Origin of the sequence: Sphingobacterium sp. SGL-16, from assembly GCF_011043515.1 — a bacterium.
Classification (GTDB): domain Bacteria; phylum Bacteroidota; class Bacteroidia; order Sphingobacteriales; family Sphingobacteriaceae; genus Sphingobacterium; species Sphingobacterium litopenaei.
In genome coordinates this window covers 99,693-114,718 of record NZ_JAAKGQ010000003.1, presented here as the reverse complement: position 1 = coordinate 114,718, position 15,026 = coordinate 99,693, and the positions used below count along the sequence as shown (strand labels likewise).

7 protein-coding genes are annotated in these 15,026 nt (G+C 37.2%); all 7 read left to right on the top strand.

Features of this window, described 5'->3' with window-relative positions; genetic code table 11:
• Positions 1-2 precede the first annotated feature (2 nt).
• Positions 3-1,943 (top strand): RagB/SusD family nutrient uptake outer membrane protein, encoded by a 1,941-nt coding sequence (locus G5B32_RS02270; protein WP_165289928.1) that lies wholly within the window; start codon positions 3-5, stop codon positions 1,941-1,943.
• 19 nt (positions 1,944-1,962) lie between these two features.
• Positions 1,963-4,815 carry a SusC/RagA family TonB-linked outer membrane protein gene (locus tag G5B32_RS02265; RefSeq protein WP_165289927.1) on the top strand — a complete coding sequence of 951 codons (2,853 nt, stop codon included), beginning with the start codon at positions 1,963-1,965 and terminating at the stop codon, positions 4,813-4,815.
• A gap of 22 nt (positions 4,816-4,837) precedes the next feature.
• A complete protein-coding gene (locus tag G5B32_RS02260) occupies positions 4,838-6,607 on the top strand; it encodes a RagB/SusD family nutrient uptake outer membrane protein (RefSeq protein ID WP_165289926.1) in 1,770 nt (589 codons plus the stop codon).
• A gap of 30 nt (positions 6,608-6,637) precedes the next feature.
• Positions 6,638-7,654 (top strand): DUF5627 domain-containing protein, encoded by a 1,017-nt coding sequence (locus G5B32_RS02255; protein WP_165289925.1) that lies wholly within the window; start codon positions 6,638-6,640, stop codon positions 7,652-7,654.
• 50 nt (positions 7,655-7,704) lie between these two features.
• Positions 7,705-9,375 carry an endo-1,4-beta-xylanase gene (locus tag G5B32_RS02250; protein ID WP_206366764.1) on the top strand — a complete coding sequence of 557 codons (1,671 nt, stop codon included), beginning with the start codon at positions 7,705-7,707 and terminating at the stop codon, positions 9,373-9,375.
• A 557-nt stretch (positions 9,376-9,932) separates the two neighbouring features.
• Positions 9,933-13,100: a SusC/RagA family TonB-linked outer membrane protein gene (locus G5B32_RS02245; RefSeq protein WP_240898978.1), complete on the top strand. Its 3,168-nt coding sequence runs from the start codon at positions 9,933-9,935 to the stop codon at positions 13,098-13,100.
• 11 nt (positions 13,101-13,111) lie between these two features.
• A complete protein-coding gene (locus tag G5B32_RS02240) occupies positions 13,112-15,013 on the top strand; it encodes a RagB/SusD family nutrient uptake outer membrane protein (RefSeq protein ID WP_165289923.1) in 1,902 nt (633 codons plus the stop codon).
• Positions 15,014-15,026 lie beyond the last annotated feature (13 nt).

Below are 15,026 nucleotides of genomic sequence, written 5' to 3'. Positions count from 1 at the left end.
TTATGAAGAATTATATAAAAAAGCTAGTTTTTCCCTTTTTGATTGTTTCGATAATCTTAGGAATAACTTCTTGTAAAAAATATTTAGATAAATCCCCATTAGCAGATATTGACGAAACACAAGCTTTTGAAAGTTATAGAAATTTTCAGGGTTTCGTCGAAGAACTTTACAATTGTGTGCCCTTGGTAACAGCTATTGGTTCTCACAATAACTGGAATTTTGGGGAAGATGAACTATGGGAAATGGGCGATAACCGCTTATTTGCTTATAACGTAGATCATGGTGATTACTGGGCATGGAACACGGCAATATTTGGATCATGGTTCAAAACAGGAGGAAATCCAACAAGTAACAACAGAGGTGATAAAGGAAACTTGTGGGGATTATCTTGGTATGGAATCCGCAAAGCTAATATCGGATTAGCGAACCTGGATTTATTACTTGAAGCGACTCCAGAAGAGAAAAAATTGATTGAAGGTCAATTGTACTTTTTTAGAGGCTGGTTTCATTTTATGCTGATGCAATATTGGGGAGGTTTACCTTATATTGATGTTGCCTTATCACCAGCAGAGCCACCAAGAGTGCAACGCTTAAATTATCAAGAAACAGCTGAAAAAGTAGCCGAAGATTTACGTAAAGCCGCTGATTTATTGCCTGTGGATTGGGATCAAATTGCAGCAGGAGCTGCTACCAGAGGAAATAATGATCGCAGAGCGAACAAAATTATGGCATTAACTTTCTTAGGCAAAAACCTGTTATACGCGGGAAGTCCATTGATGAATGAAGAATCAACCGGTAGCCGTACCTATAATGCTGACTTCTGTAAAAGAGCTGCTGAAGCGCTTGGTGAGGCATTACAAATTTGTGAATCAACAGGAAGATATTCCTTAATACCGTTTGAACATTATTCTAAAATTTTCTACACGTTCGCACAAAATGGAGCTATTCCAGGTGCTATAAGTGTACAGGAAGGTGGTACAGAAAAAAGATACCGCGAAGCTATTATGCTTGAAAATCATGCGGAATCAAATGGTCGTTTCAGATGGAATCAATCTACGGATTACCGTCCTTATACCATTATAGCCAGAGGTATAAAAGCCTATCCTACGGCCAACTATGTAGATAATTACGGCATGGCCAATGGTTTACCGATCAATATGACCAACCCATCTCAACCTGATGCGGAGTCTGGTTATGATCCAAACTTTCCTTGGAAAGACAGAGATCCTAGATTTTATCACGACATCATGATAGATGGGGAGAAAGTCGTTAACAATGGTAGCTACGTAGGTAACGACCACAGAAGACAATATGCAAGTTTGCATACTCAAGGTCTCTTCCGAACCGACCCGGGTAATACACATAGAGCTCCTATTACAGGTTATATGCTCGCTAAATATATCTCACGCCTATCCAACGATTGGGAAGGATATATGGACAACAACGTCATGTATTTAAGTTTCATGAGATTAGCGGATGTGTATTTGATGTATGCAGAGGCAGCTTCAGAAGGTTATAATTCTCCTACAGGTAAATCATCGAATTACAACAAGACTGCTGTAGATGCTGTCAATATCATACGTGATAGACCGGGATTAAATGTAGGTCATGTAGCACCCAAATTCTTAGCCTCACAAGATGCTTTCCGTTCGGAATACAGAAGAGAAAGAGCAGTAGAACTTTCTTTCGAAGGACATCGTTTCAATGATCTTCGACGTTGGCTTTTATTAACTGAAAAACCTTACGTGTACAAAATGGGGATTCATTTTGATAGAGGTATGCCAGATCAGCAAGTGTACGCAGACCCAAGAAACGCTCGAGTACTGAATTACAGACAGTATACAATCTTCGAAAGAAAATATGAAAAAAGACACTACTGGTTTCCATTCATAGTATCTGATGTAAATATTTACGAAGGTTTTTCACAGAATCCTGGTTGGTAAAATTTAAACTGTTGATAAAATGATAAAAAATAACATAAAAGTTTGTTGGATTCTTTTAGCACTCTCTATAAAAGTCTCTACTTCCAATGGACAAGATAAATTGAACATACCACAAGCATCTGAAGATAGTCTTGTCAATGTTGCCTTTGGAAGTATTCAGAAAAAAGACATAGTAGGTGCTGTATCGGCAATAAACATAACAGAACTTCTTAATAAAAGCTTTAGTACATATAGTCTAGATAATCTTCAGAGCTTAATAAGTGGTTACACAGGTAATATTTGGGGACAAGCTCCATTGATATTAATCGATGGTGTAGAACGTCGCGCTTCTGATGTAAGATTAAATGAAATTGAATCCATCTCTGTACTTAAAGATGCGAGTAGTGTAGCACTTTACGGATCTGCGGGTTCTCGTGGTGTGGTATTGATTACGACCAAAAGAGGTACACAAAAACCATTAGGTGTGGATTTCAGGTTGAATACAGGGATTTTTGTTCCAAAATCCTACCCTACCTATTTGAATGCTGCGGAATACATGGGCTTGTACAATGAAGCACTTCGCAACGATGGTCTCGCAGAGAAATATACGCAAGAAGAAATTTACAACACAGCTTTGGGTACTAATCCCTATCGCTATCCAGATTTAAATTTCTATTCGGATGATTTTTTAAGAAAGTTTAGCTACAAGTCCGATCTTACTACCGAAATAAGCGGTGGTAATGAACGCACCAAATACTACACAAATGTGGGCTTATCTTACAATAATAATATTTTGAAATATGGTGTGGCAGACAAAAACAATGATTTTTCACTCAATGTGCGTTCTAACGTGGATATGAAATTAACCGATTGGTTAAATGCATCCACAGACGCCGTAGCGATCATGACTGACCAATATTATGCACGTGGCGATTTTTGGGGAATGGCAAGTAGCTTCCGACCTAATAACGACTGGTTTCATCCCTACGTGCCAATCGATATGTTGGATCCAGAGAATGAAGAGTTGCAAATCATTGTGAAAAACTCGAATAATATTATAGATGGAAAATATCTTTTAGGTGGTCTTTCGACAATCCAAACCAACCAATTGTCCCAAATGATGGCTTCAGGTTACATCAAGAATAAACATAGAACATTTATGTTTAATGTAGCTGCAAAAGCGGATTTGAGTGGTATCACACAAGGTTTATCTTTTAGATCACAATTTAGTATGGACTATACCACACGTTATACCGAAGGTTATAGTGTTCCTTATGCTACTTATCAACCAGAATGGGTGACCATTGATGGCAAAGAGGTGATTAAAAGTCTTCAAAAATTCGGAAATGATGGAAACAGTACTAATGAGTTCATCGGAACGTCATTGTACGATCAAACATTAACATCAATTTCTCAATTAGATTACGCACGCACATTTAATGATCATCACAATGTGAGCGCTAAATTGGTAGGTTTTGGATATATTTCTCAATATTCCAGTGATCCAGATACGGATGGAGGTAGTGAATACCACCCCTTCCGCAACACCAATTTAGGGATGCATTTTGGATATAATTTCAAGCATAAATACTACTTAAATTTCAATGGAAATGTGGTTCATTCGAGTAAGCTTCCAGAAAATAAAAGAAGAGGTTTTTCTCCTACAGGAACTTTAGGATGGCGCTTGAGCGAAGAAAGCTTTATCAAAGATAATGCTTCGTTTATCAATAATTTAATCGTTACAGGTAGCTACGCTTCATTGAAACAAGACTTAGACATCAATGGACATTATCTGTATGCGGGAAATTTTGGTAATCAAGAAGGCCTTGGTGGTTGGTTTACTTGGAGAGATGGTGCCAGTGGAGGTTATACTACAATGTCTGGTAGAGGTGCCAATCCGAATCTTACTTTTGTTAATCGTGACGAAATCAGATTAGGTTTGGAGTCTTCTTTTTTTGGAAATAGAATTCATTTGAATGCTAATTACTTCAAGCAAAATATCAAGGGTTTATTATCGAGAGGTTCTACCTTATTCCCTTCTTATTTTACTGGACAAGGTGACTTTCTTCCAAACTTCAATTTTGGTGAGGAAATGCGTACTGGTGTAGATTTCTTCTTGAACTTTAATAATAAGATCAGTGACTTCTCGTACAATATAGGAATTGTGGGAATGGTATACGATTCAGAAGTAATTCGAAAAGAGGAAGCGTACGAATACAGTTATCAAAACCGTGTTGGTAAACCATTGGATGCTTATTTTGGATATATAGCAGAAGGTTTCTTTCAATCTCAAGAAGAAATTGACAACCATGCAAGACAAACTTTCGGTGGTACTTTAAAGCCTGGTGATATCAAATACAGAGATGTAAATGAAGACGGTATTGTAGACGCAAGAGATCAAGTCGAATTGGGCCACAATGGCTGGTCTGCAAATCCATTAAGTTATGGTGTCAACCTTACCTTGAAGTACAAAAACCTTACATTCTTTGCTATGGGTTCAGGTATTCATGGTGCTATTGGGTTTAAAAACAACTCTTATTACTGGGTACGCGGTCTGAATAAATACTCTGATGTAGTATTGAATAGATGGACAGAAAGTACTGCACAAACGGCCACTTATCCACGCTTGACAAGTACCAGTAGCGCGAACAATTTCCAAAATTCTACCTTCTGGATGTATGATAATAATCGCTTCAACTTAACAAGAGTACAGTTTACATACGATTTGGGTGAGCAATTTTTCAGAAATTCTTCATTAGTGAAGAAAATGGGCGTTTATGTAAACGGAGACAATCTTTTAGTTATTTCCAAAGAGCGTAAAATGATGGAAACAAATTTCGGTTCTGCGCCGCAAAATCGCTTCTATAATTTAGGATTTACAGCATCTTTTTAGGTCTTATTAAAATTAGGAAATTATGAAAATCAAAATATTTATTTTAGGATTATGTGCTCTCTCTTTTGTTAGCTGTAAAAAGTGGTTTGAGCCAGATCCTGAAAATCTAAAATCGGAAGATCAAATGTATGATGATTCCCGATTTGCACAGGGCTTCTTAAATACAACGTATAGAACGATCCCGACATATTACAACAACAGCGATGTAGCTACCGATGATGCTGTGACGAATGTCCGCACAAATGAATATCTACAAATCGCGACGGGCTCATGGACAGCGTCTTATAATCCTTTGAATTTTTGGAATACAGGTTATGGTTCTTTATTATACCTAAACTTATTTTTGGCCAATTCGGAGAAAGTAAATTGGGCTAATGATCCAGAAGTTGCCAAGCTATTCAATATGCGTCTACGTGGAGAAGCATTTGGTTTACGCGCTTTATACATGTATTACTTAGTTCGTAATCATGGTGGTATTGCTTCCAATGGCGAATTATTAGGTGTTCCTCTTATTAAAGAATACCAAACTTCGACCAGCGATTTTAATATCCCAAGAGCAAGCTTCAAAGACTGTATTGACCAAATATTAACAGATTTGGATAGTGCGGAATATTATCTTCCAATGGAATATAATGATATAAACAATGCCAATCAGATTCCAGAGAAATTCCGAAACGTAACCAATAGTCCAGGAAATTACAGTAGGGTAATGGGTACACACAGCCGCCAATTGTTTAATGGATTAATTGCAAAATCTTTCAAAGCTAGAGCAGCATTGCTTGCCGCAAGTCCAGCATTCCAACACGCAAGTAATAATTTTTCGTGGGAAGCAGCAGCCAATGCAGCAGCAGAAATCATTAATTACAAAGGTGGTGCTAATGCACTTCCAGCAAACGGTCATACATTCTACAATAACCAAGGAGAAATTGATGGGTTATCTCAAGGAAATAACCCACCTGAGATCATTTGGAGAGAGAATATACAAACCAATAACGGAGATCAGGAAGCACAAAACCTACCTCCTAGCCTATTTGGAAATGGGTTTATCAATCCTACTCAAAACCTAGTGGATGCTTTTCCAATGGTGAATGGTTATCCTATTAATCACGCGAATAGTGGATTTACTGCTGCAAATCCTTATGCCAACAGAGATCCTCGCCTTACACATTATATCATTTATAATGGTGCACAAGCTGGTATAAATAATACGCCTATTTACACCACTAGTCAATCTACTACAGTAGATGCCCTAAACAATAGAGAGACTTCTACCAGAACAGGGTATTATATGAAGAAACGATTGAGAATGGATGTAAATAGAAATCCAAACAGTACAAGCAACAAAAGTAGGTATCTGCCAAGAATCAGATATACTGAAATGTATTTAACTTACGCCGAAGCTGCAAATGAAGCTTGGGGACCAACTGGAACTGGCACACATAGTTTCTCGGCTTATGATGTTATAAAAACTATTCGCAGAAGAGCGGGTATTGGGTTGACTAATAATGATGCGTATCTCGAAGAATGCAAAACGGATAAAGATAAAATGAGACAATTGATCAGAAATGAACGTCGAATTGAATTAAGTTTTGAAAGCTTCCGCTTTTGGGATCTCAGAAGATGGAAAGAAGATCTAAATACTACAGCGCGTGGGATCGACTTAGTTAGCGGAAATTATACGCCTATTACAGTAGAGACTCGTACGTATCAAAGCTATATGCTCTACGGCCCTATACCGCAATCGGAAACGATCAAGTTTAATAATCTATATCAAAATAATGGTTGGGAATAACATTTCAGTTACCAGTTAATGAATATTTATATGAAAAAAAATAATATAACAATCACCAAACTTATACTAGCAGTCCTAATAGGCTTAGTATCGGGTTGTAAAAACACTGAAATCGTACATCCTGATTTTGATTATCAGGCAGTGTATTTTGCAAACCAATACCCTATTCGAACGATCGTACTTGGTGAGGATCTAAATTTTGACAATTCATTAGATAATGAACGTAAAGTGGAAATTAAGGCAACATTAGGCGGTACTCGATACAACCAGAACGATGTAGTGATTGATTACTCCATAGACAATAACTTATTATCTAATCTATATTTTGGGTCAGGCGGGGCAAAGCTATTGCCCATGCCTTCCACCTATTTTTCGGTTAATTCTAATCAAATAACTATTAAAAAAGGAGAAATTTTAGGTGGTGTAGTCGTGCAACTTACGGATGCTTTCTTTGCTGATCCGCTAGCGATTTCCAATAATTATGTGTTGCCTTTGAAAATGAACAGCGTGAAAAATGCGGATACGATTTTAGCTGACAAAAACTTTGTGTTTTATGCGCTAAAATTTATTAATCCATGGCACGGAAATTATTTAAGAAGAGGAAAAGACGCAATGACTGGAGATGTATCCCGAAATGTAGTACGTCACAAAGCTTTTGTAGAAAATGATGACGTAAATAATTTAAAAACTAAAACATTAAGTCAAGTCGAGTTCCCGGTGCAATTTCGTGATGCTGATGCAGGAAATATTTTCTCTTGTACCCTACTTTTAACTTTCAACCAAAATGGTGAATGTACCATTAGCACTAATTCAAATGGCTATACCGCTACTGGCTCAGGCAAATACGTAATCAATGGAGAGAAAAATAGCTGGGGCAATAGAGACAGAAGTGCCTTATATCTCAACTATGAAGTGAATTATTCGAATGTTACCGTGGGTAGCGGAGCTAATTCAAGACAGATTAGCGGAAAAATAGTTACGCAAGATACTTTAGTGGCGCGTGACCGTGCTGTTGCTCCTGAATATTTTACGCCATTTCAGAATTAATTAAATTTTAGAAATCTATGAGAACAGTAAATAAAATTACAATGCTGCTAATGTCTACTGCACTATTTGGCGCTTGTACTAAATTCGAAAATAGAGAAATTTACGTTGACAAACCGCAAAGTATCATTGACCAAGAAGCAAGAGACGAGTATGATGTTTTAAAAAGTTATGTCAATAAAGGCAATCAAGCCAATTTTAAATTAGGCGCGGAAGTTAGTCTTGGAGATTTAGGATCAAACAGCCTACTTTACAGATTGTTATCTGAGCATTTTGATGAATTAACTCTGACTGCTGGAACTTTTAATCATAATAATATCGTTCAAGCTGACGGTAGTGTAGTTCTAGAAAATTTAGAAACGGTATTCACGGCTAATTCAACTACGCCACTTCATGGTGGTCATTTAGTATGGCATCAAAATCAGCAATCCACCTATCTCAATCGATTAATAGCCGATATCGTACTTCCAGGAGTTTCTGGCGTGGACAATGTCGTCGATTTTGAGGGAGATGCATTAGGTACAACTTATCGTACTACGACAAGTGATGCCACAGCAACCGTAGTTAATGATCCTGTAGCAGCAGGTAATAGCGGAAAAGTATTACATATTTTAAAAAATCCATCTACGGCTTTCCCACAATTTAGAATCACCTTACCTGATGGGAGAAAATTGAAATACTACAAAAACGTAACAATTGATTTCAAAGGTGATGGTTGTTGTGGCTTTTATGGTGCGGGTATGCGTATGGCTATTACCGCGGATTATGGCAATCCTAGCCTTATTGGATATGGAGGTCCTTCAAGCTTCGGGATTCCTATTAATGCCTGGGGAAGAGGAATGATTACTATGCCAATAGCAGCCTTGAACTTAACAGAAGCACAAAAAGAATGGAATTCCTTTGTACTTACGTTAGGCTCACAAACTGGTGCTCCAGACTACTTGATTGACAATGTTAAGATGAATTATGAAATCCCAGGTGAAACCATCGTAAAATCTGCTGAAGAGAAAAGACACATCCTCACCGCAGAATTGGATAAATATATCAAAGCTGTAAGTGAAGTAGCAAAAAATAAAGTAAAATCCTGGAGTGTGGTATATCAGCCAATTGATAATGATAATCCTACACAATTGAGAAAACATCCAGGAGGTACTTTGCCAGCAAATACATTCTATTGGCAAGATTATTTAGGTAAAGATTATGCAGCTGTTGCAATTAATATGATTAAGCAATATGCAAACAATGATGATAAAATTTTCATTACCGAAACGAATTTAGATGAGTTCCCTGACAAAATCAATGGCTTAAAAGACCTGATAACTTATACCGAACAAAGAGGTGCAAGAGTGGACGGAATAGCTACTGAATTTGCCTTAAATCTCGATGCAGATAAATCTAAAATAGAAACAGCATTAGAAAGGTTAGCAAGTACCGGAAAGTTAATTAAGATTTCAGCTTTAGATATTGGTATCGGTGGCCCTATCACAATAGCTACACCTTCATTATACTTACAGCAGTCGTCCATGTATAATTGGTTTATAAAAGCTTATAACAATAAAATCCCTGCTGCACAACGTGCAGGTATTACTTTTAGAAGCCCTGTAGATCAACTCGAAACATCTTCTTGGCGTCCGAATGAGCCTGTAGGAATTTTCACAAATAAATCTGGTTATCAACGTAAGGATGCTTATGTCGGTATTGTTGAAGCTTTTCAAGGCAAATAAAAAATAAATATTTTTAAAATTCCTAGAAAAGGGAGGTATGAAAAAATTCAACCTCCCTTTTTCTATTTTAAGACTTGCTGTCTTTTCCTGAAATATCACTCCTTGTTACAAGAAAACTTCTCAAATCAATTATTTATTGCAACAGAAATTAGAATTTGATTAAAACCCACTAAAACGTGTTCTCTAGAATGTAGAAACTAAGATTAGACATTCTTATCATTCATTTAGACATTCTTATCCTATCGAAAAAATTACTTACTGTAGCTTTGATATACAATTATAAACAAGTAACCAACATCGACATTTATTTTTTGCTATGAGATAGTGTACATATATATGAATAACTATTTTAAATCATCTATTTATAACCATTTATAAACTAAAGAAACTATGAAAAACAAAAAACTAACCTATGATTTACAATAGCAGCTACTAGATAGACTACATTACCTATTAAAGTAATATAGTTTCATAATAGCTAACCAAAAAAATCTTATAGAAGAACATAATTCTACCTACTAAGTATAACCAATTAATTTATAAACTTAAGAAATGCTATGATGATAAAATCTACCATCACACTCATTAGGCATTGGAAAAAACTTTGGGGAATAATTTTCTCATTTGCCTTTTCCTTAGTGTTGGCGCTGAGTGTGCCAGTCGACAGTTTGGCACAAACATCCAGAAGAGTCCAAGGAACTGTCCAAGATCAGAACAATGAAGCAGTAAGTGGTGCTTCTATATTAGTAAAAGGAACAAATGTCCAAGTAACTACCGATGATGCAGGTAAATTCAGTATACAAGTACCGCAGAATAGCAACACCTTGGTGGTGACCAAACTTGGATATGAAAGGACAGAAGAAAACATTCAAAACAGAACTAACGTTACCATTACGCTGAATTCTATAGAAATCGAAATCGAGGAAACCATCGTAGTCGGTTACGGTACGCAGAAAAAAGAAACCGTTGTAGGTGCAGTAGCACAAACAGCAGGGAAGGTTTTAGAACGTGCCGGAGGTGTATCAAGTGTCGGTGCAGCGTTAACAGGAAATGTACCTGGGGTAGTAACTACAGCAAGTACAGGTATGCCAGGTGAAGAAGATCCTCGTATTGTAATACGTGGTCGCAGTACTTGGAATAATACAGAGCCATTAATTATGGTTGATGGTGTAGAACGTCCTATGACCAGTGTGGATATCGGGTCTATTGAAACTGTATCTGTCTTAAAAGATGCCTCTGCCACAGCTATCTATGGTGTACGTGGTGCAAATGGTGTAATCCTAATTACAACCAAAAGAGGGCGTGAAGGACGCGCATCCGTGCGTGGAACTGTAAATAATATTGTAAAGACAGTATCACAATTACCTGGAAAAATGGATGCGTATGATGCAATGATGCTTCGTAACCTGGCTATTGAAAATGAATTAGCACTTTCACCAGACAGCTGGTCGTATTATCAGTCACAAAATATAATTGATAAATATCGCTATCCAGTCAATCAGGAGGAAAGAGAACGTTATGTTAATGTGGATTGGGCAGATGAATTATTTAAAGGATATGCTTTATCCCAAAACAGTAATGTTAATATAGCTGGTGGTACATCCAAAGTAAAATACTTTGCTAGTGCAGATTATTTGTTCGAAGGAGATATGTTTCGACATCGAGACAACAGCCGAGGTTACGAATCGGGGTATAATTTCAACAGAATTAACGTAAGATCTAATTTGGATTTTCAATTAACTCCTACCACCAAATTCTCTACTAACCTAGCAGGATCAACTGGTACGCGCAAAAGTCCACGTATTGGTGTGAATGAATATGATTTTTGGATAGCTGCTTATACTCTAGCCCCTGATGTAATCTATCCACGATATTCGGATGGCTCATGGGGTTATTACCCAAATGATTCACAAGCTGGTATCAATTCGGCAAGGTCATTAGCTTTAGCGGGTTACCAATTTATAACCACTAATCGAATTACATCTGATTTTACGCTTGAACAAAAATTAGACATGTTTGTGAACGGTCTTACAGCAAGAGGAACTTTTTCTCTCGATAATACCTTTGTAGAGACAGGAAGAGGTATTAACGATGTATTTAATGACCCTCAAGAAAAATGGATTGATCCTGAAACTGGCTTAGCCAGATACAGATTTAATCAAAATAACAGTGGTTTTGATTTCGTAGAGGGAATTGACTGGACTCAACAAGAAGGAAACGTAAACAACGGATCTACTTATCGTAGACTTTTCTATCAATTTCAGTTGGATTACAGAACAACAATTGCTGAAAACCACAATCTTACTGCTATGGGTTTATTTAACCGTAACCAATATGCAACAGGAAGTCAACAACCCTATTTCCGTGAAGACTGGGTATTTCGTGCTACCTACAATTTCAAGAATAAGTATATGATCGAATACAATGGCGCATATACTGGTTCAGAGAAATTTGCGCCTGAATATAGATTTGGATTCTTCAATTCTGGAGGTCTAGGTTGGTTAGTTTCAGAGGAAAATTTCCTAAAAGGGAATTCCGTATTGAATATGTTGAAGCTTAGGGCTTCTGTAGGTGATATTGGGGATGACAATGTCGCAGGTAGATGGTTATATCTTACGCAATGGACTATGGGTGGAAACTCTAAAATGGGGGTAGTAGGTGTGAATCCAGAGACAAGTAGCTACATGTGGTTCAAAGAAAATGTTCTTGGAAATCCAAATGTGCGCTGGGAGAAAGTTAGAAAAACAAACTTTGGAGCTGATTTTGGATTATTTAATAATTTAATTACTGGACAAGTTAACATATTCAAAGACAAAAGAACTGATGTTTTAATCCCTGGAAATAGCCGAGCGATTCCTGACTATTTAGGCGTTGCGGCTCCTGTTGCCAATCTGGGTATAGTTGAAAATGAGGGATATGAGGTAGAAATTAAAGCAAACAAGTCTCTCAATCAAAACTGGAGAATTTGGGGGGACATGAATTTTACACATGCAAAGGATAAAGTCATTGAAGGTGATAGTCCTGCCCTACTACCGGAATATCAAAAACTTGAAAATAAACAAATCAGTCAAACTTATACGCATGTGAATGCTGGTCGCTATAATACTTGGGACGAACTATATTCATCTACAGCGCATGATAATAATGATCATAATAAGTTACCTGGGAGTTATCATATAGTGGATTTTAATGGAGATGGAATTATCGATTCAAGAGATAATATCCCATATGCATATCCATCTGTTCCTCAAAACACATATAACCTTACGCTTGGTTTTGATTTCAAAAATTTCAGCTTAATGACACAATGGTATGGTGTGAATAATGTTACGCGTCAAGTGGTATTTGAAAGTTTTGGCCGTCAACGTAATTTGGCTTATCATGAAGGTACATATTGGTCGAAAGACAATATTGACGCTGACGTGCCTATGCCTAGATGGTTAGCTTTAGCAAGTAGTTACAATAATGCCGATAGGTTTATGTACGATGGATCCTATGTTCGACTAAAAACAGCAGAAATAGCCTATAACCTAACTACTGACCATAACTTCATACGCAGAATGGGGTTACAGCATATACGTATCTTTTTAAATGGGCACAACTTATTGCTATGGTCTAAAATGCCAGATGACAGGGAGTCAAATTATGCGGGTACAGGTTGGGCATCGCAAGGAGCTTACCCTACTGTAAAGCGTTTTAATTTAGGTGCTAACATTACATTCTAATTGGATTTATTATGAAATATTCTAAATATATTAAAGTGCTTATTTCTTGTGGAGTCTTAGGTGTTACATCCTTAACTTCTTGTGAGAAATATTTAGATAAAGAAGAAGAATCCATTGTCTCTCCTGATGATGCATTCAAAAACTTCGTCAATTTTCAAGGTTATACCGAAGAATTATACCATTGTATTGTGAATTTCACAAACAATTATTGGACAAACTCTTGGAACTGGGGTGAAGATGAAATTACTACTACTGCTGGCGACTATCACTTTATTCATAAAATAGATAATGGGAATTTTTGGGGCTGGCAAGCGCAACACGATGGATGGGGGGCTGGTTGGATGGAGCAAAATGACTTTACAACAACTTGGGGTAATAGAGGTTCTCAAGACCTATGGAATGCTGCTTGGTTTGGCTTACGCAAAATTAGCATTGCATTAGAAAATTTTGACAAAATGACTGATGCCACAGCAGAAGAACGTAACTTAATAAAAGGTCAATTATTATTTTTCAGAGGCTGGTTTCATCACCGTCTAATGGAATACTTTGGTGGCATGCCATATATCAATTATGTACTACCAAGTGATGAAAAATTGACATTACCTAGGCTTAGCTATCATGAATGTGCAGACCTTGCAGCTGCAGATTTTCGCGAAGCAGCAAATCTTTTGCCGCTCGATTGGGACAATACCGTGACAGGAAGAAGAACATTAGGTAAGAATGAGCTTCGAATCAATAAAATAATGGCCCTTGCCTACCTAGGTAAGAATTACCTATGGGCAGGTAGTCCACTAATGAACCAAACTGTAACGGGTGATAGAAATTACCATGCGGAATATTGCAAAAAAGCAGCAGAAGCCTTTGGTGAATTATTGGGATTGGTTGAAGGTGGTCAGACAAAATATAAACTGGTGGATTTCACTAATATTCATACCGTATTCCGTACAATTAATCAAAACTGGGCTTTGCCAGGTAGTACGGAGGCTATTTTTCGAGGACCTTATAATAATGGTAACGACACCCATTATAATACCAGTAAACAATACCTCCCTGGTTTAATTTCCGAAGGTGACGCAATAAAATTCAATCCTACAGCAAACTATGTACATGCCAATTATGGTATGGCAAATGGATTACCAATAAAGGACATTACTAAAGCTGATCCAGAATCTGGGTATGATCCAAATTATCCTTGGAAAAATAGAGATCCTAGATTCTATACAGACATACTATTTGACGGCGTGAAAGTGGTTACTGGAAATATTACGGAAACTGATATGGATCCTAATCTCAGACGCTACGCGCAATTATACACAGGAGGATCATATAGAAGTATTCAAAATGGGTCTCGGACAGGTTATTCTTTACGAAAGTTTACGACGTTGGCTGCCAATAACTACGACAGGCATTTCGATTACTCATACGCTATGAATATTTACATACCCTATTTACGGCTTGCTGATGTGTATTTAATGTACGCAGAGGCTGCTTTAATGGGAAACAACAGTATTAGTGGCAAATCATCAAACTTTAGTAAAACAGCGTTGGATGCCGTAAATGTTATTCGTGAGCGCGCTGGTGTAGCCCCTGTGCATCAAAAGTTTCAAAGTTCAGTGTCTACATTCTTGGATGAGTTAAGACGCGAACGCGCGGTGGAATTAGCATATGAAGGACACCGTTTTAATGATTTAAGAAGATGGCTATTATTAATCGAAAGACCATATACCTTAAAGACGTCGGTAGAATTCGACAGAGCATCATTTGACCCCGAAGATCCAACAAATAACCGTATTGTAAATATTCGAGAGAATGTGATATTGGAAAGAAATTTTTCTTCCAAACATTATTGGTTACCACTTAAAGTATCGGATGTGAATTTATATCCTGAGTTTTATCAAAATCCAGGCTGGTAATCCGGAGGATGAT